Source organism: Mesorhizobium cantuariense, from assembly GCF_042647205.1.
Lineage (GTDB): Bacteria > Pseudomonadota > Alphaproteobacteria > Rhizobiales > Rhizobiaceae > Mesorhizobium > Mesorhizobium cantuariense.
On the sequence record NZ_JBHRVD010000001.1, the window covers coordinates 3,157,212 to 3,177,126 of the forward strand.

19 protein-coding genes are annotated in these 19,915 nt (G+C 62.5%); 17 read left to right on the forward strand and 2 right to left on the reverse strand.

What is annotated here, in order from left to right:
* The first annotated feature begins 1 nt into the window (after nt 1).
* From ACFOJ9_RS15125 to ACFOJ9_RS15165, 9 genes are all read left to right on the forward strand, one after another.
* Complete coding sequence (locus tag ACFOJ9_RS15125) at nt 2-1,399, forward strand: pyruvate dehydrogenase complex E1 component subunit beta (RefSeq protein WP_378979558.1); 1,398 nt, start codon at nt 2-4, stop codon at nt 1,397-1,399.
* A gap of 18 nt (nt 1,400-1,417) precedes the next feature.
* Entirely contained in the window at nt 1,418-2,785 is a 1,368-nt protein-coding gene (locus tag ACFOJ9_RS15130) for a pyruvate dehydrogenase complex dihydrolipoamide acetyltransferase (RefSeq protein ID WP_378979559.1), read from the forward strand.
* Nucleotides 2,786-2,799: 14 nt separating this feature from the next.
* The gene (locus tag ACFOJ9_RS15135) at nt 2,800-3,216 is read left to right on the forward strand and encodes a hypothetical protein (RefSeq protein ID WP_378979560.1); all 417 of its coding nucleotides are present in this window, start codon (nt 2,800-2,802) and stop codon (nt 3,214-3,216) included.
* Nucleotides 3,213-3,848: an SGNH/GDSL hydrolase family protein gene (locus tag ACFOJ9_RS15140; protein WP_378979561.1), complete on the forward strand. Its 636-nt coding sequence runs from the start codon at nt 3,213-3,215 to the stop codon at nt 3,846-3,848. Before ACFOJ9_RS15135 ends, ACFOJ9_RS15140 begins: the two co-directional genes overlap by 4 nt.
* Before the next feature lie 15 nt (nt 3,849-3,863).
* The gene (gene lpdA, locus ACFOJ9_RS15145) at nt 3,864-5,309 is read left to right on the forward strand and encodes a dihydrolipoyl dehydrogenase (RefSeq protein ID WP_378979562.1); all 1,446 of its coding nucleotides are present in this window, start codon (nt 3,864-3,866) and stop codon (nt 5,307-5,309) included.
* 89 nt (nt 5,310-5,398) lie between these two features.
* On the forward strand, nt 5,399-5,656 hold the full coding sequence (locus ACFOJ9_RS15150; protein WP_023812036.1) for a GlsB/YeaQ/YmgE family stress response membrane protein: 258 nt from the start codon (nt 5,399-5,401) through the stop codon (nt 5,654-5,656).
* A 138-nt stretch (nt 5,657-5,794) separates the two neighbouring features.
* Complete coding sequence (lipA, locus tag ACFOJ9_RS15155) at nt 5,795-6,760, forward strand: lipoyl synthase (RefSeq protein ID WP_378979563.1); 966 nt, start codon at nt 5,795-5,797, stop codon at nt 6,758-6,760.
* Between the two features lie 53 nt (nt 6,761-6,813).
* A complete protein-coding gene (locus tag ACFOJ9_RS15160) occupies nt 6,814-7,314 on the forward strand; it encodes a hypothetical protein (RefSeq protein ID WP_378987790.1) in 501 nt (166 codons plus the stop codon).
* Nucleotides 7,315-7,323: 9 nt separating this feature from the next.
* The gene (locus ACFOJ9_RS15165) at nt 7,324-7,782 is read left to right on the forward strand and encodes a type II toxin-antitoxin system RatA family toxin (RefSeq protein ID WP_378979564.1); all 459 of its coding nucleotides are present in this window, start codon (nt 7,324-7,326) and stop codon (nt 7,780-7,782) included.
* Here ACFOJ9_RS15165 and ACFOJ9_RS15170 read toward each other — a convergent pair.
* Both ACFOJ9_RS15170 and ACFOJ9_RS15175 read right to left on the reverse strand, forming a co-directional pair.
* Nucleotides 7,758-8,267, reverse strand: a complete 510-nt coding sequence (locus tag ACFOJ9_RS15170) for a CinA family protein (RefSeq protein WP_378979565.1) — start codon at nt 8,265-8,267, stop codon at nt 7,758-7,760. The two genes, ACFOJ9_RS15165 and ACFOJ9_RS15170, sit on opposite strands and share 25 nt — an antisense overlap.
* Entirely contained in the window at nt 8,264-9,487 is a 1,224-nt protein-coding gene (locus tag ACFOJ9_RS15175) for a bifunctional 2-C-methyl-D-erythritol 4-phosphate cytidylyltransferase/2-C-methyl-D-erythritol 2,4-cyclodiphosphate synthase (RefSeq protein WP_378979566.1), read from the reverse strand. The genes ACFOJ9_RS15170 and ACFOJ9_RS15175 overlap by 4 nt, the downstream gene beginning before the upstream one ends.
* Before the next feature lie 245 nt (nt 9,488-9,732).
* Between ACFOJ9_RS15175 and dusB the strand changes: the two genes are divergently transcribed.
* From dusB to hflX, 8 genes are all read left to right on the forward strand, one after another.
* Nucleotides 9,733-10,761 (forward strand): tRNA dihydrouridine synthase DusB, encoded by a 1,029-nt coding sequence (dusB, locus tag ACFOJ9_RS15180; protein ID WP_378979567.1) that lies wholly within the window; start codon nt 9,733-9,735, stop codon nt 10,759-10,761.
* Nucleotides 10,758-11,900 carry a two-component system sensor histidine kinase NtrB gene (locus ACFOJ9_RS15185; RefSeq protein WP_378979568.1) on the forward strand — a complete coding sequence of 381 codons (1,143 nt, stop codon included), beginning with the start codon at nt 10,758-10,760 and terminating at the stop codon, nt 11,898-11,900. Before dusB ends, ACFOJ9_RS15185 begins: the two co-directional genes overlap by 4 nt.
* Nucleotides 11,897-13,357: a nitrogen regulation protein NR(I) gene (gene ntrC, locus ACFOJ9_RS15190; protein ID WP_128304454.1), complete on the forward strand. Its 1,461-nt coding sequence runs from the start codon at nt 11,897-11,899 to the stop codon at nt 13,355-13,357. Before ACFOJ9_RS15185 ends, ntrC begins: the two co-directional genes overlap by 4 nt.
* Nucleotides 13,358-13,485: 128 nt before the next feature.
* On the forward strand, nt 13,486-15,771 hold the full coding sequence (locus ACFOJ9_RS15195; RefSeq protein ID WP_378979569.1) for a sensor histidine kinase NtrY-like: 2,286 nt from the start codon (nt 13,486-13,488) through the stop codon (nt 15,769-15,771).
* Complete coding sequence (ntrX, locus tag ACFOJ9_RS15200; RefSeq protein WP_056588733.1) at nt 15,761-17,122, forward strand: nitrogen assimilation response regulator NtrX; 1,362 nt, start codon at nt 15,761-15,763, stop codon at nt 17,120-17,122. Before ACFOJ9_RS15195 ends, ntrX begins: the two co-directional genes overlap by 11 nt.
* A gap of 99 nt (nt 17,123-17,221) precedes the next feature.
* Nucleotides 17,222-18,085, forward strand: a complete 864-nt coding sequence (locus ACFOJ9_RS15205; protein ID WP_378979570.1) for a D-amino-acid transaminase — start codon at nt 17,222-17,224, stop codon at nt 18,083-18,085.
* Between the two features lie 145 nt (nt 18,086-18,230).
* Nucleotides 18,231-18,476 (forward strand): RNA chaperone Hfq, encoded by a 246-nt coding sequence (gene hfq / locus ACFOJ9_RS15210; RefSeq protein WP_006202172.1) that lies wholly within the window; start codon nt 18,231-18,233, stop codon nt 18,474-18,476.
* Nucleotides 18,477-19,868 (forward strand): GTPase HflX, encoded by a 1,392-nt coding sequence (gene hflX, locus ACFOJ9_RS15215; protein WP_378979571.1) that lies wholly within the window; start codon nt 18,477-18,479, stop codon nt 19,866-19,868.
* Nucleotides 19,869-19,915: the final 47 nt, after the last annotated feature.

Here is a 19,915-nt window from a genome sequence, read left to right on the forward strand (position 1 = left end):
CATGCCGATCGAAATTCTCATGCCCGCTCTCTCGCCGACCATGGAAGAGGGCAATCTTTCCAAGTGGTTGAAGAATGAGGGCGACAAGGTCGTCGCCGGCGACGTCATCGCCGAGATCGAAACCGACAAGGCGACGATGGAAGTCGAAGCCGTCGACGAAGGCACGCTGGGCAAGATCCTGATCGCCGCGGGCACGGAAGGCGTCAAGGTCAACACACCCATCGCCGTTTTGCTGCTGGACGGCGAAAGTGCCGGAGATATCGGCAAGGCCGCGGCGCCCGCCAAGGCGGAAGCGCCCGCAAAGGCAGAGGCTCCGGCCGAGGACAAGGCGGAGGCCACAAAGCCGGCCGCCGCACCTGTGGCTGCTGCCCCAAAGACGGAAATCGCCGCTGATCCGGACATTCCGGCCGGCACCGAGATGGTCTCGACCACGGTGCGCGAAGCGCTGCGCGATGCGATGGCCGAGGAAATGCGCCGCGACGGCGACGTCTTCGTCATGGGTGAGGAAGTTGCCGAATACCAGGGCGCCTACAAGATCACGCAAGGCCTGCTGCAAGAATTCGGGCCGCGGCGCGTCGTCGACACGCCGATCACCGAGCATGGCTTTGCCGGCGTCGGCGTTGGTGCTGCGATGGCCGGCCTGAAGCCGATCGTCGAGTTCATGACCTTCAACTTCGCCATGCAGGCGATCGACCAGATCATCAACTCGGCGGCCAAGACGCTCTATATGTCCGGCGGCCAGATGGGCGCGCCGATCGTGTTCCGTGGACCGAATGGCGCCGCCGCCCGGGTCGCTGCCCAGCACTCGCAGTGCTATGCCGCCTGGTACAGCCACATTCCGGGCCTGAAAGTGGTGATGCCTTACACGGCCGCCGACGCCAAAGGCTTGCTCAAGGCAGCGATCCGCGATCCCAATCCGATCATCTTCCTCGAGAACGAAATCCTCTACGGCCAGTCCTTCGACGTGCCGAAGCTTGACGATTTCGTGCTGCCGATCGGCAAGGCGCGCATCCACAAGACCGGCAAGGACGTCACCATCGTCTCCTTCGGCATCGGCATGACCTATGCGGTGAAGGCGGAAGCCGAGCTGCGTGGTATGGGCATCGACGTCGAGATCATCGATCTCAGGACCATCCGCCCGCTCGACCTCGACACCATCATCGCCTCGGTCAAGAAGACCAACCGGCTGATCGTTGTGGAAGAGGGATATCCGCAGAGTTCGGTCGGCGACCATATCGCCAACCAGGTGTCGCAGCGCGCCTTCGATTTCCTCGACGCGCCGGTCATCACCATTGCCGGCAAGGACGTGCCGATGCCTTATGCGGCCAACCTCGAAAAGCTGGCTTTGCCGAACGTCGGCGAAGTCATCGAGGCGGTCAAAGCCGTCACGTATCGCTGAATCGGGCGGGAGGACAAAATGCCAATCAACATCACCATGCCGGCCCTGTCGCCCACGATGGAAGAGGGCAATCTGTCCAAGTGGCTTGTCAAGGAAGGCGACAAGGTCTCGCCGGGCGATGTCATCGCCGAGATCGAGACCGACAAGGCGACCATGGAAGTCGAAGCAGTCGATGAGGGCACGGTAGCCAAGCTCGTCGTTCCCGCCGGCACTGAAGGCGTCAAGGTCAACGCGCTGATCGCCGTGCTCGCCGCCGAAGGCGAGGATGCGGGCGCTGCCGCGAAAAGCGGTGGCGCTGCCGCACCAGCCAAAGCCGAGACGCCGAAAGCGGATGCTCCGAAAGCGGAAACACCAAAGGCTGAGACACCAAAGGCCGAACCGGTCGCGACCGCACCCAAAGCAGAGGCGGCTCCGGTAGCCAACGGCCATGCGGCTGGCGAGCGCACCTTCGCCTCGCCGCTCGCACGCCGCATCGCCAGGGAAGCCGGCGTCGATGTCTCAGCTGTGACCGGCACCGGCCCATATGGCCGGGTGGTGAAGGCCGATGTCGACGCGGCGATTGCCGGTGGCGGCGCCAAGCCTGCCGCCAAGGCCGCGCCCGCTGGCGCTCCGGCAACTGCTCCTGCTGTGAAGGCGATGTCCGACGATCAGGTGCTGAAGCTGTTCGAGGCCGGCTCCTACGACCTCGTCCCGCATGACAACATGCGCAAGACCATCGCGCGCCGGCTGGTCGAGGCCAAGACCACAATCCCGCATTTCTACCTGACGCTCGACTGTGAGCTCGATGCGCTGCTGGCGCTGCGCACGCAGATCAATGCCGCAGCCCCGGTGAAGAAGACCGATAAGGGTGAGGCACCTGCCTACAAGCTGTCGGTCAACGACATGGTCATCAAGGCGATGGCGATGGCGCTGAAGGCGGTTCCGGATGCCAATGCCTCATGGACCGAAAGCGCCATGGTCAAGCACAAGCATGCCGATGTCGGCGTTGCGGTCTCGATCCCGGGTGGCCTGATCACGCCGATCATCCGCAAGGCGGACGAAAAGACGCTGTCCACCATCTCCAACGAGATGAAGGATCTGGCCAGCCGTGCGCGCAACCGCAAGCTGAAGCCGGAAGAGTATCAGGGCGGCACCACGGCGGTGTCCAATCTCGGCATGTTCGGCATCAAGGATTTTGCCGCCGTAATCAACCCGCCACATGCGACCATCCTGGCGGTCGGCGCCGGCGAGGAGCGGGCGGTGGTCAAGAACGGCGAGATCAGAATAGCCACAGTGATGTCGGTGACGCTGTCGACCGATCATCGTGCCGTCGACGGTGCGCTGGGTGCCGAACTGCTCGTCGCCTTCAAGCGGCTGATCGAGAACCCGATGGGCATGCTGGTCTAGGACGGGAGAGGGCGGTGCGGATCTTCTTCACCTCCCTTATGGCGTTTTTCCTGTCAGGCTTGGCAGGCGGCCTGGTTGCTCAACAGCTGGCGGTCGCAACCCATGCGCAGGAAGAATACATTCTCGTGTTCATGACGTCGGTGCTTGTCACCATTGTCGCGACGATCGTGTTTTTCATCGCGCAGCTTTTTTCGAACGCACCGACGATCATCAACTGGGTGGCCCTTTGCGCAATTGTCCTGTTCGTGCTGATCGGGTTCGGCCTGATCGGCTGGACGTTCTCGCAGCCGATCGGCAAGCGCCAGTGGGGAGGTGACTTGCCAATCATCGCCGGCCTGGTTTTGCCCAGCCTGGCCACCGTGCTGGTTCACTGGCTGTTCGTGCGCTGGCGGTTGAGACGCGGTTTGGTCAAGGCACAGGTGGGCGCATGAAGACGGTTCTTTGCTACGGCGACTCGCTGACCTGGGGCTACAATGCCGAAGGTGGCCGCCATGCACTGGAAGACCGCTGGCCGAGCGTGCTGCAGGCAGCGTTAGGCGCCGGCGTGCAAGTGATTGCCGATGGCCTCAACGGCCGCACCACGGCCTTCGACGATCATCTGGCCGGTGCGGACCGCAACGGTGCAAAACTGCTGCCGACGGTGCTGACGACCCATGCGCCGATCGACCTGATTGTCTTCATGCTCGGCGCCAACGACATGAAGCCTTGGATCCACGGCAATCCGGTCGCGGCCAAGCAAGGCATCCAGCGGCTGATCGACATCGTACGCGGTCACGACTATCCGTTCGACTGGCCGGCGCCGAAGATCCTGATCGTTGCGCCGCCTGTCGTCAGCCGCACCGAAAATGCCGACTTCAAGGAAATGTTCGCCGGTGGCGATGACGCCTCGAAGTTTTTGGCACCGCAATATGCCGCGCTCGCCGACGAGGCCGGCTGTGGCTTTTTCGATGCCGGCAGCGTGGCGCAAACCACACCGCTCGACGGCGTCCACCTCGACGCCGAAAACACGCGAAACATCGGCAAGGCGCTGACGCCGCTCGTGCGCGTCATGCTGGAATTGTGAATAAGGAGAAAGACCGTGGCTGAGAACTACGACGTCATCATCATCGGCTCCGGCCCTGGCGGCTATGTCACGGCGGTGCGTTCCGCGCAGCTTGGCTTCAAGACGGCGATCGTCGAGCGCGAGCATCTCGGCGGCATCTGCCTCAACTGGGGTTGCATTCCGACCAAGGCGCTGCTGCGCTCGGCCGAGATCATGCACTATTCGGATCACCTGAAGGACTATGGCCTGAAACTTGACGGCAAGGTCAGCGCCGACACCGCGGCCGTGGTCGACCGCTCGCGAAAGGTCTCGCTGCGGCTCAATGGCGGCGTTGCCTTCCTGATGAAGAAGAACAAGGTCGACGTCATCTGGGGCGAAGCCAAGCTGTCGAAGCCTGGCGAGATCGTCGTGTCGAAGACGGCCAAGAAGCCGATGGAGCCGCAGCCGCCAGTGCCGAAAGGCGGCAAGGGCGAGGGCACCTATAGCGCCAAGCACATCATCCTGGCGACCGGCGCCCGGCCCCGCGCGCTGCCCGGCATCGAACCCGACGGCAAGCTGATCTGGACCTATTTTGAAGCCATGGTGCCGAAGGAGATGCCGAAGTCGCTGCTGGTCATGGGATCAGGCGCCATCGGTATCGAATTCGCCTCCTTCTACCGCACCATGGGCGCCGAAGTGACGGTGGTCGAGCTGCTGCCTGCGGTGATGCCGGTCGAGGACGCCGAAGTCTCGAAATTCGCCCAAAAGCAGTTCGAGAAGCAAGGCATGAAGATCATCCTCGAAGCCAAGGTGACCAAGGTCGAGAAGGGTGCGAACTCGGTCACCGCGCATGTCGAGATGAAGGATGGCAAAGTCGAGAAGATCACCGCCGACCGGATGATCTCGGCCGTCGGCGTGCAGGGCAATATCGAGAATCTTGGGCTTGAGGCGCTTGGCGTGAAGACCGAACGCGGCTGCGTCGTCGTTGACGGCTACGGCAAGACCAATGTGCCGGGCATCTACGCCATCGGCGATGTCGCGGGACCGCCAATGCTCGCCCACAAGGCCGAGCATGAGGGCGTGGTGTGCGTCGAGAAGATCGCCAATTTCCCCGGCGTGCATGCCACCGACAAGCTCAAGATCCCCGGCTGCACCTACTGCAATCCGCAGGTCGCCTCCGTTGGCCTGACGGAAGCCAAAGCCAAGGCTGACGGTAAGGACATCAGGGTCGGGCGCTTCCAGTTCGCTGCCAATGGCAAGGCCATCGCGCTTGGCGAGGACCAGGGCTTCATCAAGACCATTTTCGACAACAAGACCGGTCAGCTGCTCGGCGCCCACATGGTCGGCGCCGAGGTGACCGAACTGATCCAGGGTTTTGTCGTGGCGATGAACCTGGAGACGACCGAGGAAGAGCTCATGCACACCATCTTCCCGCATCCGACGCTGTCGGAGATGATGAAGGAAAGCGTGCTCGACGCCTATGGCCGCGCGCTCAACGCGTGATAAATTGAAAGCGCTGGTACAGATGGAACCCGGCGGCAAGGTACTTCGTTTGCGGATGCATTTTCACCCATCACACAAGGAGAAGGCATATGCACTTGAATGGCGTCGGCTGGATAGCAGCCATCATCATCGGCGGTCTGGCAGGCTGGTTCGCCGAAATGTTCATGAAGAGCAACACCGGCATCTTCATGAACATTGTTATGGGCATCGTTGGCGCGGTCGTGCTGAACGCCATTCTGCAGGCTCTCAATTTTGGCCCGTTCGGCGTCGGCTGGATTGCCTATCTGATCACCGGCTTTATCGGCGCCTGCCTGCTGATCTGGGCAGGGCGTCTGGTGCGGCGTTAACATCACTGAAGAGCTGCTATGCGAAAAAGGCTGTTGCGGCATGCGCCGTCGCGGCCTTTTTCTTTGCGCCGAAAAGCCTTAGATGACGTTATGACGGCGAACGCCTGACTGGCGGTCGCGAACGAACCAGGTTTCCCGATGGTCACTGTCCTCGATACGATCGCCAACGCACCGCGCTTGCGGCATCCGGAAAAGGCGCACAAGCCTGATCAGGACGTGCTGCGCAAGCCTGACTGGATCCGCGTCAAGGCGCCGATGTCGAAGGGCTATGCCGAAACGCGCGAGATCGTCAAATCGCATAAGCTGGTGACGGTCTGCGAAGAGGCTGGCTGCCCCAATATCGGCGAGTGCTGGGAAAAGAAACACGCCACTTTCATGATCATGGGCGAGATCTGCACGCGCGCCTGCGCCTTCTGCAACGTCGCCACCGGCATTCCGACAGCACTTGATGCCGATGAGCCGGCCCGCGTCGCGCACGCCGTCAAGCAGATGGGCCTGACGCATGTCGTCATCACCTCGGTCGACCGCGACGATCTCGCCGATGGCGGTGCGCAGCATTTCGCCGAGGTCATCCGCGCCATCCGGGCGGCGACACCGTTGACGACGATCGAAATCCTGACGCCCGACTTCCTGCGCAAGGAAGGCGCGCTGGAGATCGTCGTGGCGGCCAAGCCCGACGTCTTCAACCACAATCTGGAAACCGTGCCGTCGAACTATCTGACGGTTCGTCCGGGCGCGCGCTATTTCCACTCGATCCGGCTGTTGCAGCGGGTCAAGGAGCTCGACCCGTCGATCTTCACCAAGTCCGGCATCATGGTGGGTCTGGGCGAGGAGCGGAACGAAATCCTGCAGCTGATGGACGATCTGCGTTCGGCCAATGTCGACTTCATGACCATCGGCCAGTATCTGCAGCCGTCGAAGAAGCACCATCCGGTGATCCGCTTCGTCACGCCGGAGGAATTCAAATCCTTCGAGACGATCGGCCGGACCAAGGGTTTCCTGCTGGTGGCATCGAGCCCGTTGACGCGCTCGTCGCATCATGCCGGCGACGATTTCGCCCGGCTGCGCGCGGCACGGGAGAAGAAGCTTTCACTGATCGCGTAGACGAGTTTGCAATTTGCGCCGAGCATCTGAGCCGGGCCGAACGTGTACTTGTTATTGGCTGTTCGGGTAGCGGCAAGTCGACGCTGGCTCGAGCTCTTTCGACTAAGTTGGACTTGCCGTACATTTCCATGGATCGATCGTTCTTCTGGCTTCCGGGTTGGATTTTACGCGAGCAATCGACGATCCGGCTGATGGTCGCCGAGGCAGTCGAGGCGGAACGCTGGATCATGGATGGTACTGGCCTGAATACATTCGATTTGCGTCTGCCACGCACTGACGTCGTCTTGTGGCTTCGGATGCCACGCATGACTTGCTTTGTCGGAGTTCTGCGGCGATGGGTGCATTATTGGAGGCAGTCGCGCCCAGACATGGCCGACGGATGCCCGGAAAGACTGGATATTGAATTCCTTCGATATATTTGGAACTTCGAACGTGTTCAGACACCTGAGATCAAGGAAAAATTGATGAGATACGCTCAGAGCGCACGGGTGTTCGAATTGAGATCGCGAATCGAGTTGAATGCACTGCTTCAGCAAATCTCACATCATCCGTAACACTCTTCCATGCCGAAATTCGAAGCCACCCGCCGCGTATCCCACACGCCGCAGCAGATGTTTGCACTGGTTGCCGACATAGAGGCCTATCCGCAATTCCTGCCGCTTTGCGAAGCGCTGACGATTCGCTCGCGCAAGGAGCGTGACGGACGCACCGTTCTCCTCGCCGACATGAGCATCGGCTACAAGGCGATCCGCGAAACCTTCACGACGCAGGTTTTGCTGAGGCCCGACGAGAACACGATCGACGTGAAGTACATCGACGGTCCGTTCAAATATCTGAGCAATGTCTGGCGTTTCGAGCCAGACGGCGCCGGCTGCGCCGTCCGCTTCTTCATCGACTACGAGTTCAAGAGCCGTATTCTGGGCGCGGTGATGGGAACCATGTTCGACCGCGCCTTTCGCATGTTCGCCGAGGCTTTCGAGAAGCGCGCCGACGTCATCTACGGCGCAGCACCGTCGGCCTGACGCTGACCAAGCGCGCGCAAACCCAGCTCAAGTGCGTGCCGTACCGTTTCCTGGCGGATGAAGTCGCGACCCTTGTCGGCAAACAGCCTGTGTTCGGCGGCCACCGTCTGGCCGTCCAGGCCGACGCCGAACCAGATTAGGCCGACCGGTTTTTCCGTGGAACCGCCGCCAGGCCCGGCAATGCCGGTGACCGCCAGGGTCAGCCCGGCGCGCGAACGGGCCAGCGCGCCTGTTGCCATCTCGATCGCCGTCTCACGCGAAACCGCGCCGTGCGCCTCAAGTGTGGCGGCACAAACACCGAGCATGTCCATCTTGGCTTCGTTGGAATAGGTGATGAAGCCGCGATCGACCACGGCCGAGGAACCGGCGATGTCGGTGAGCGCGGCGATGATCATGCCGCCGGTGCAGCTTTCCGCCGTTGCTAGCATGATGCCGCGCTTCTGGCAGGCTTGCAGCAGCGCATTTGCCAGCTCGTTGTTGCTCATTCCGGCACCTCGCCGGGAAACACCACGCTGGCGGTGGCAATCGCCGCTATGCCCTCCTCGCGCCCGACAAAGCCGAGCTTCTCGTTGGTTGTCGCCTTGATCGAGATACGATCCGGTGAGATTGCCAGCATCTGCGAAAGGGCTGCGGTCATCGCCTCGCGATGCGGGCCAACGCGGGGCGCCTCGCAGATCAGCGTAATATCGGCATTGGCGATGCGTCCGCCGCGCTCGCGCACCAGCCTTGCCGCATGCTCGACGAATATGCGGGATGCAGCGCCTTTCCACTGCGGGTCGGACGGCGGGAAATGCGTGCCGATGTCACCGGCGCCGCAAGTCGCCAGCAGCGCATCGGTCAAGGCGTGCAGGCCGACATCGGCGTCGGAATGGCCGGACAGTTTCTTGTCATGCGCAATGGCAACGCCACACAGGGTGACATGGTCGCCGGGCTCGAAGGCGTGGACGTCGTAGCCATTGCCGGTTCTGATGTCGGGAAAGCGCACGCGTTCGCCGGAAAGCCGCTGGTCCGCCATTGCAATATCCCGTGCCCAGGTGAGTTTGACATTGTCCGGCGAGCCCGGAACGATCTTGACCGGAATATGCGCCCACTCGGCGATCGCGGCGTCGTCGGTAAAATCCATTTTCCCCAAATGATGGGCTTTCTCATGCGCGGCAAGGATGGGCCAGAACGGAAAGCCCTGTGGCGTTTGCGCCGCGTGAAGCCCACTGCGCGAAACCGTTTCCTCAACCACGCCGGCGGCCGACTCGCGCTTCAGCGTGTCGGCGACGGGCAAAGCGGGCAAGGCGCCCTCGCGCTCGCCGATGGCGGCGATGGTGCGGTCAATCAACTCCGCATCGACGAACGGACGCACGGCGTCATGGATCAGAACCTGCCCCGGCGCATGGCCTCTCAGCGCAAGCAATCCGAGCCGGACGGATTCCTGCCTGGTTGCCCCACCAATGACGGCAGTGACCCGTTCGGCGTTGGCGCCCGCTGCCTGCCGGAACAGGTCGTGGTCGTCGGCATGGATGGCGACAACGATCTCGCTGGTGCGCGGGTGGGCCAGAAAAATCTCCAGCGTATGCGCGATGACGGCATAGCCGCCAATGTGTTGATATTGCTTCGGCCCATTGGTCTGTCCGGCGCGCGCGCCACGGCCGGCCGCAACGATCACCACCGCGACCTTGCCATCCGCACTCGAGTTTTCACTTGCGTCAGTCATTGCAGATTGGTCCTAGCGCACGATCCCGAAAAGTGTAATCGGTTTTCGGAAAAGATCGTGCGCCAAATGTGAAGTTCCAAAGCGTCCTTTACGCGTCCCGAGGGACGCGCGGCGCTTTGGTCGTGGCCAATCCCGAAGGCCAGCATTTTCCCAATTGCGCCTTAATGTGGCGTCATTCCGCGTTGCACATTGCGGCGGTTCTGGCTAGAGAATGTGCAGCGAATGAACATGCTTGGTTTTTGTGCATGGTTAACTTGACCAAATTGGCCGCGCCGCTCGATGTCGGTGGTGTGAGAATCCGCAATCGCGTGTTCCTCGCACCGATGTCGGGGATATCAGACGAACCGTTCCGGCAGCGCGCCCACGCGCATGGCGCGGGCCTGGTCGTGTCCGAAATGGTGGCCAGCGGCGAGCTTGCCAAGGGCAGGGCCGGTTTCAACCTGCGCATACGCCACTCCGGCCTGCCGGTCCATATGGTCCAGCTTGCCGGCCGCGAGGCGGCGCACATGGCGGAAGGCGCGCGAATCGCCGCCGGCGAGGGCGCCGACATCATCGACATCAACATGGGCTGCCCGGCCAAGAAGGTCACCGGCGGCTATGCCGGCTCGGCATTGATGCTGGATCTCGACCACGCACTGTCGCTGATCGACGCCGTTGTCGGCGCGGTCGAGGTGCCGGTGACGGTCAAGATGCGGCTCGGCTGGGACGAAGGCGCGCTCAACGCGCCGATGCTGGCGCGCCGCGCCGAACAGGCCGGCGTCAGGATGGTGACCGTGCACGGCCGCACGCGCTGCCAGTTCTATCAGGGCAAGGCCGACTGGCGCGCCATCGCCCGCGTCAAGGAAGCCGTGTCCATCCCGGTCGTCGCCAATGGCGATGTTTCTTCGCCAGAGGAAGCGGCTGCTATCCTCGATCAATCGGGTGCAGACGCTGTGATGATCGGCCGTGCCCACTATGGCGCGCCTTGGATCGCAGGCGGCATCGCAGCGGCAGCGACAGGCGAGACGACGCCAAACCTCCCACAGGGCTCGACGGCGCTGGCCGACTACATCGTGGCCCACTATGAGGACATGCTGGCGCTCTACGGCGTCGAGAGTGGCCTGCGCCAGGCGCGCAAACACCTTGGCTGGTATCTCGACCGCCATGCCGGCGGTGCCGCTGACGACAGCCGAAAGGCCATACTGACCGCATTCGAGCCCGCGCGCGCCATTGCCTTGCTGCGCGATGTGTTTTCGCGCGATCCGAAACCCTTGAACCTGCGGAGCGCCGCATGAACGCCGCCGCTGACCAAGGTGCTGAAATGGCGGATGCCGCCCAGATCGTGCTCAACACCATCCGTCGTCCGGTGATCATGATCAGCGAGGAAGGTTTCATCACCTACGCCAACGCCGACGCGGAAGACTTCTTTCGCTCGAGCGCAAACATGCTCGCGCGCAACACGCTGTCAAAACTCATTCCCTTCGGCAGCCCGCTGCTGACGCTGGTCGATCAGGTGCGCGAGCGTCGGGCTCCGGTCAACGAGTACCGGGTCGACGTGTCGTCGCCGCGTCTCGGCATCGAGAAGGTCGTCGATCTCTACGTCGCGCCGGTGCCGGAATATCCGGGCTCCGTCGTGGTGATGTTCCAGGAACGGTCGATGGCCGACAAGATCGACCGGCAGATGACGCACCGGGGTGCCGCGCGTTCGGTGACCGGTCTGGCGGCAATGCTTGCCCATGAGATCAAGAACCCGCTCTCCGGCATCCGTGGTGCTGCCCAGTTGCTCGAATTGTCGGCTTCCGACGAGGATCGCGCGCTGACGCGGCTGATCACCGACGAGACGGACCGCATCGTATCGCTGGTCGACCGCATGGAGGTGTTTTCCGACGAGCGGCCGATCGATCGCTATCCCGTCAACATCCATGTCGTGCTCGACCATGTGAAGGCGATTGCCAAGAACGGTTTTGCCAAGAGAATCAAGATAATGGAGGATTATGATCCTTCATTGCCTCCGGTGTTTGCCAACCGCGACCAGCTCATCCAGGTTTTCCTCAACCTGGTCAAGAATGCCGCCGAGGCGATCGGCAGCGACCCACAGGGCGAGATCGTGCTGTCGACCGCCTTCCGGCCGGGCATCCGCGTTTCCGTTCCGGGTACGCAGGATCGCGTATCGCTGCCGCTGGAGTTCTGCGTGCGCGACAATGGCTCCGGCGTTTCGGAAGATATTTTGCCGATCCTGTTCGACCCGTTCATCACCACCAAGCCGAACGGCTCCGGGTTGGGTCTTGCGCTGGTCGCCAAGATCGTCGGCGAGCATGGCGGCATCATCGAATGCGAATTGACGCCGCGCGGCACCACATTCCGCATCCTGATGCCGGCCTGGAAAGAAGCGCCAAACGGCGCCGATGATGACGGTGAAGGAGACCGCAAATGACCGTTCGCGGCAATATTCTCGTCGCCGACGACGATGCGGCGATCCGCACCGTCCTTAACCAGGCGCTTTCGCGCGCCGGTCATGAGGTGCGCGTCACATCCAACGCTTCGACGCTTTGGCGCTGGGTGGCGGCGGGCGAGGGCGATCTGGTCATCACCGATGTGGTCATGCCGGACGAGAACGCCTTCGACATGCTGCCGCGCATCAAGAAGGCGCGGCCGGAACTGCCGGTCATCGTCATGAGCGCCCAGAACACCTTCATGACGGCCATCCGCGCGTCCGAAACCGGCGCCTATGAATATCTGCCGAAGCCGTTCGACCTGACCGAGCTGCTCAACATCGTCAACCGCGCGCTTTCCGAGCCGCGGCGGCCGAAGATCGATCCGCGGCCGGAAGAACAGCCCGACGCGATGCCGTTGGTCGGCCGCTCGGCAGCCATGCAGGACATTTACCGCATGCTTGCGCGCATGATGCAGACCGACCTGACAGTGATGATTTCGGGCGAATCCGGCACCGGCAAGGAACTGGTGGCGCGCGCGCTGCATGAATATGGCCGCCGCCGCGGCGGGCCGTTCGTTGCCATCAACATGGCGGCGATCCCGCGCGATCTGATCGAATCGGAACTGTTCGGCCACGAGAAGGGCGCCTTCACCGGCGCGCAGAACCGCTCGACCGGCCGCTTCGAGCAGGCCGAAGGCGGGACATTGTTCCTCGACGAAATCGGCGACATGCCGATGGAGGCGCAGACGCGCCTGCTGCGCGTGCTGCAGCAGGGCGAGTACACCACGGTTGGCGGACGCACGCCGATCAAGACCGACGTGCGCATCGTCGCCGCCACCAACAAGGATCTGCGCACGCTGATCAACCAGGGGCTCTTCCGCGAGGATCTGTTCTATCGCCTCAACGTCGTGCCGCTCAGGCTGCCGGCGCTGCGCGAGCGCTCCGAGGATGTGCCGGATCTCGTCCGCCACTTCTTCAAGCTCGGCGAGATGGAAGGCCTGCAGACCAAGCGTATCTCGTCCGGCGGCATCGAACTGATGAAGCGCTATCCGTGGCCGGGCAATGTACGCGAACTGGAAAACCTCGTTCGCAGGCTCGCCGCGCTCTATTCGCAGGATGAGATTTCGGCCGAGATCATCGAGGCGGAACTCAAGACCGGCGAACGCCCGGTGGTGCCGGGTGGTGGCAATCTCATTCCCGACGATCTGTCGATTGGCCAGGCGGTCGAGCACTTCCTGCAGCGCTATTTCGCCTCGTTTGCCGGCGATTTGCCACCCGCCGGGCTTTATCAGCGCATCCTGTCCGAGGTCGAGTTTCCGCTCGTCCTGGCCTCGATGACGGCAACCCGCGGCAACCAGATCAAGGCCGCGGAATTGCTGGGCTTGAACCGCAACACGCTGCGCAAGAAGATTCGCGAACTCGGCGTCAACGTCTACAAATCATCGCGGCAGGGCTGAGCCTGTTCTGAACCTCGGGCTGTTTTCAGGGGACGGCTCGCGAAAGATTTCCGTCTCGGTCACACTTGTTGCATAATCGCCACAATGCGTTGCATACATCCGACGCAATCATGGCTCTAGACGGCGACATGGCTCCGCAGGCACCGACAACAAACCAACCGCTTTTCAGCGAACCCGGCACGCGTGACGGGCGCCGGCTGCTTGCGCTGCCAGGCGTGGTCGCGGTGGCGGGTGCGCTGGTGACGGCGGCGATCTCGTTCACCATCCTTGTCGGCGCCACGCCGATCACGCCGAACGAATCGACGACGCTGGCGCTGATCGCCCTTAACGCGGCTTTCGTCCTGTTCCTCATCGCGCTGGTCGGACGTGAAGTGCACCGCATCCTGATGGCGCGCCGGCACGGCAAGGCCGCTTCGCGGCTGCATGTGCGCATTGTCGCCATGTTCGCCCTGGTTGCCGCCATTCCAGCGATCATGGTGGCCATCATCGCCTCGATCACGCTCGACATCGGCCTCGACCGCTGGTTCGAGATCCGCACCAAGACGATCGTCAATTCGTCGCTGTCGATCGCCGACGCCTATGTCCAGGAAAACGCTCGCAACCTCCAGGGCACGACGCTGTCGATGGCCTATGACCTCGATGCGTCGCGCACACTCTATGGCCTTGATCGCACTGGCTTTCTCGACCTGATGAACAAGGAAGCCGTGGGCCGGTCGCTGGCCCATGCGGCGCTGATCAAGCCGGATGGCTCTTTCGTCATGAGCGCCAAGACCGACACGGATTTCGCCATGCCCGAGCCGCCGGAAGGCGCCGTGGCCAGCGCTGCCGACGGCAAGCCGGTGCTGATCGAGCCGAAAACGCGCAACATCATGGGCGCCATCGTCAAGCTGCGCGAGATCGAAGGGCTCTATCTCTACACCATTCGCCTCGTCGATCCCGAAGTGATCAAGGCGCGGCAGATCGTCAGGTCCAACACCGACGAATATCGCGGCCTGGAAGATAACAGGCGCACCTCGCAGGTGGCCTTCGCGCTGCCCTATCTGTCGCTGACGCTGATCATCATCCTGTCCGCGATCTGGACCGGCATTGCGGTTGCCGACCGTCTGGTGCGGCCCATTCGCCAGCTTATCGGTGCCGCCGACGAGGTGGCGACCGGCAATCTCGACGTTGCGGTTCCCGTCCGGCCATCCGACGGCGATGTCGCTTCGCTGGGCGACACGTTCAACAAGATGCTTCTGGAGCTGAAATCACAGCGCAACGAGATCCTGTCGGCCAAGGACCTGATCGACGAAAGGCGCCGCTTCTCGGAAGCCGTGCTTGCCGGCGTCACCGCCGGCGTCATCGGCGTCGATCCCTACGGCATCGTCACCATCGTCAACCGCTCGGCCGAGGCGATGCTGGCCATTTCAGCCAACGCTGCCCTTGGGCAGAACCTCTCCGCCGTGCTGCCGCATGTCGGCCGCGTCTTCGAGATCGGCCGCAAGTCCGGCAAGCCTGTCTACCGCGAGCAGGTGACCTTCTACCGCGCCGGCGCTGAGCGGACCTTCAATGTGCAGATCACCATTGAGGCCGGCGACGACGGCTCGGAGGAAAAATCCTATGTCGTGACGGTCGACGACATCACCGATCTGGTTCAGGCCCAGCGTTCCTCCGCCTGGGCCGACGTCGCGCGGCGCATCGCCCACGAGATCAAGAACCCGCTGACGCCGATCCAGCTGTCCGCCGAGCGCATCAAACGGCGATTCGGCAAGGTCATCACCGAGGACCGCGAGATTTTCGATCAATGCACCGACACCATCATCCGGCAGGTCGAGGACATCGGCCGCATGGTCGACGAATTCTCGGCGTTCGCGCGCATGCCTAAGCCCGAGATGAAAGCCATCGACCTGCGCGAATCGTTGCGCGAGGCTTCATTCCTGGTCGAAGTCAGCCGCGCCGACATTGCTTTCGAGCGCGTGTTCGGCAACGAGCCGCTCAAAGGCACGTTCGACAGCCGGCTGATGGCGCAGGCTTTCGGCAATGTGATCAAGAACGCCGCCGAAGCGATCGACGGGTTGGAACAGAAGGACGGTTCGCACGGCATAATACGGATTCAAGCCGGGCGCCAGAATGGTGCGATTCGCATCGACGTCATCGACAATGGCAAAGGCCTGCCGCGCGAGAATCGCCAACGGCTGCTCGAGCCCTATATGACCACGCGCGAGAAGGGCACCGGGCTCGGTCTCGCTATCGTCAAGAAGATCGTGGAGGACCATGGTGGCAGGCTGGAACTTCATGATGCCCCCGCGGACTTCCACGATGGGCGCGGCGCGATGATCAGCATCATCCTGCCGCCTGCGGCGGTCGCGGCTCCACGCGGCGAAAGCAGGACGGAAAACGAAAGAGAAACTGAAAAGGTCGGTAATGGCGTCTGATATTCTCATCGTCGATGACGAGGAAGACATCCGTGAACTCGTCGCGGGCATCCTGAGTGACGAAGGTCACGAAACGCGTACGGCATTCGATGCCGACAGCGCTCTGGCGGCGATCGCCGACCGGGCGCCGCGGCTGATTTTCCTCGACATCTGGCTGCAGGGCTCGCGCCTGGACGGGCTGGCGCTGCTCGACGAGATCAAGACGATGCACCCGACCTTGCCGGTGGTGATGATCTCCGGCCACGGCAACATCGAAACGGCGGTCTCCGCCATCCGTCGCGGCGCCTATGATTTCATCGAAAAACCGTTCAAGGCCGACAGGCTGATCCTTATTGCCGAGCGTGCGCTCGAGACCTCGAAATTGCGGCGCGAGGTTTCCGACCTCAAGCTGCGCAGTGGCGAAACCTTCGATCTGATCGGCATGTCGTCGGCGATGAGCCAGTTGCGCCAGACCATCGAACGCGTTGCCCCGACCAACAGCCGGGTGATGATCATCGGCCCGTCAGGCTCGGGCAAGGAACTGGCCGCGCGTGCCATCCACACGCTGTCGGCGCGCAAGACCGCACCTTTCGTGACGCTGAGCGCCGCCAACATCACGCCCGAGCGCATGGAGATCGAGCTGTTCGGCACCGAATCGAACGGCGTCGAACGCAAGGTCGGGGCGCTGGAGGAGGCCCATCGCGGCATCCTCTACATCGACGAAGTGGCCGACATGCCGCGCGAGACGCAAAACAAGATCCTGCGCGTGCTGGTCGAGCAGCAGTTCGAGCGGGTAGGGGGGACCAAGCGGGTCAAGGTCGATGTCCGTATCATTTCCTCGACCTCGCAGAACCTCGAAGCGATGATTGCCGACGGCCGTTTCCGCGAGGATCTTTACCATCGCCTGGCGGTGGTTCCGGTCATGGTGCCGGGACTGGCCGAGCGGCGCGAGGACATTCCCTATCTCGTCGACAATTTCATGAAGCAGATCGCCCGCCAGGCCGGCATCAAGCCGCGCCGCATTGGCGACGACGCGCTGGCCGTGCTGCAGGCGCACAATTGGCCGGGCAACGTCCGCCAACTGCGCAACAATGTCGAGCGCCTGATGATCCTGGCGCGCGGCGACGACGTCGATGCGCCGATCACCGCCGACCTGTTGCCGGCCGAGATCGGCGATGTCATGCCGCGAACGCCCAATCAATCCGACCAGCACATCATGGCGCTGCCGCTGCGCGAGGCGCGCGAACAATTCGAGAAGGACTATCTGATCGCCCAGATCAATCGCTTTGGCGGCAACATCTCGAAAACCGCCGAGTTCATCGGCATGGAGCGTTCCGCTTTGCACCGCAAGCTGAAGTCGCTGGGCGTCTGACGCGCAGCGCCCAGCCAGCCGCGCCTGTACCAAGCATTTGCCGGTTACGGCGGCCGCGGAATCGCATATGAAAGCCCGAGAATTTCCTAGGGGTTGCCCATGCCGCGCATTGCCTATGTCAACGGGCGCTACGTCACGCACGCCGACGCTGCCGTGCATATCGAGGATCGCGGCTATCAGTTCGCCGACGGCGTTTATGAGGTCTGCGAGGTGGCGCGTGGCTTCATCGTCGACATGCCGCGCCATCTGGCCCGGCTGAACCGCTCGCTGACCGAATTGTCGATCGCCTGGCCAGTCACCTCTCACGTGCTGCCGCTCATCCTGCGCGAGGTGGTCAACCGCAATCATGTCGCCAACGGCCTGGTCTATGTCCAGGTGACGCGTGGCGTCGCCAGCCGCGACTTTGTCTTCCCTTCCGCCAACACCAAGCCGGCCCTGGTGGTGACCGCCAGGAAGGCCGATCCCGCCGCTGGTGCAAAGCGAGCCGAGACCGGCATCGCGGTCATCACCGTGCCGGAGAACCGCTGGGACCGCGTCGACATCAAGAGCGTCGGGTTGCTGCCCAATGTCTTGGCCAAGCAGAAGGCCAAGGAGGCCGGTGCGCAGGAAGCCTGGTTCGTCGACACCGACGGTAACGTCAAGGAAGGCGGGTCGTCCAACGCCTGGATCGTCACCAGGGACGGCGTCCTGGTCACCAGGCCGGCCGAGTATGGCATCCTGCGCGGCATCACCCGCACGACCATGTTTGAAGTGGCGGCCAAGCTCGGCCTGAAGATCGAGGAGCGCGGCTTTTCCGTCGCCGAGGCCAAGGCGGCACGCGAGGCGTTCATCAGTTCCGCAACGACAATTGCCATGCCGGTGGTGGCCATCGACGGCGATACCGTCGCCAACGGGCACCCCGGCTCAATAACACTTTCCTTGCGGCAAGCCTTTTTTGACATTGCGGAAAAAAGTCCAGCCTGATAACCGCACAGGTGGAATGAACATCAATATATCTCGTTCTGCTTGTCGTTACTGACGACAAGACGGTGTTTGCGAGCTTGACATGCGCCCGTTAATTTGGCGCATTGGCTTGCAAACCGAAGGGGATCGGCGAAAGACAAGAACAATGGCGGAACGATCGCAAAACCTTCAGGACCTGTTCCTGAATTCAGTTCGCAAGAGCAAGAACCCACTCACCATCTTCCTCATCAACGGCGTCAAGCTGACCGGCGTGGTCACTTCGTTCGACAATTTCTGTGTGCTGCTGCGCCGTGACGGTCACTCCCAGCTCGTCTACAAGCACGCCATTTCCACGATCATGCCGAGCCAGCCGGTTCAGATGTTCGATGGCGAGGAAAGCCAGGGCGCCTGATTGGCACGTGAGAAAGACGCGGACGCCACCGTTCGCGGAAAACCAGCGCATCATCCCGGGACGGAAGCCAACGGCCCGACCCGGGCCGTTGTCATTGTGCCCGTCCTTACCCGCCACCAGCGCAACGACGACGAGACCAACCGCCCGCGGCTGATGCGTTCGGCTGACGCTCGCCACGACGAGGCCGTCGGCCTCGCCCGCGCCATCAACCTTGATCTGATCCACACAGCGGTGGTGACCGTCAACGATCCGCGCCCGGCGACGCTACTCGGCAGCGGCAAGGTCGCCGAGTTCGCCGAAATCGTCAAAGAGGGACACGCGGAAGTGGTCGTCGTCGACCATCCGCTGACCCCGGTGCAGCAGCGCAATCTCGAGAAAGAGCTGAACGCCAAGGTGCTGGACCGCACCGGGCTGATCCTCGAGATTTTTGGCGAGCGCGCGCGCACCAAGGAAGGCACGCTGCAGGTCGAACTCGCCCATCTCAACTACCAGAAGGGCCGTCTCGTACGTAGCTGGACACACCTTGAGCGCCAGCGGGGCGGCGCCGGCTTCCTCGGCGGCCCCGGTGAAACGCAGATCGAATCCGACCGGCGGCAGCTGCAGGAAAAGATCATCAAGCTGAAGCACGAGCTGGAAACCGTGCGCCGCACCCGCGACCTGCACCGCGCCAAGCGCAGGAAGGTGCCGTTCCCGGTGGTGGCGATCGTCGGCTACACCAACGCCGGCAAGTCGACGCTGTTCAACAGGCTGACCGGAGCAGATGTGCTGGCGCAGGACATGCTGTTCGCCACGCTTGATCCGACGCTTCGTCGCGTGCACCTGCCGCATGGCACGCCGATCATCCTTTCGGACACGGTCGGCTTCATCTCGGACCTGCCAACGCATCTGATCGCGGCTTTTCGCGCGACGCTGGAAGAGGTGGTCGAGGCCGACCTCGTCCTTCACCTGCGCGACATTTCCGATCCCGATACGGCCGCTCAGGCCGAGGATGTCGAGCGCATCCTCGCCGATCTCGGTGTCGACGCCGGCGACGCCAAGCGGGTCATTGAAGTGTGGAACAAGATCGACCGGCTGGACGAGGGCAACCGTAGCCGGCTGCTTGCCGATGGCGCCGACGCCAGCAAGGCGCCGCCGATTGCTGTGTCGGCCGTGACCGGCGAGGGCATCGATGCGCTGAAGGCGATCATCGAAACGCGGATGGCCGGCGAACTCGAAGACCTCACCGTGACGATCGAGCCGGCGCAGTTCGGCCTTGTCGACTGGCTTTACCGCAATGGCGATGTCGTTTCGCGAACCGACAATGATGACGGCAGCGCCACCATCTCGCTCAAGGCCACACAAAGTGCCCGCGAAGAGATCGAAAGCAGATTGCGTCGCAAAAACAACGGGTAACCCGGAGCAATTCCAGGAAAAATGTATAGCGGTTTTCCGTCCGGAAT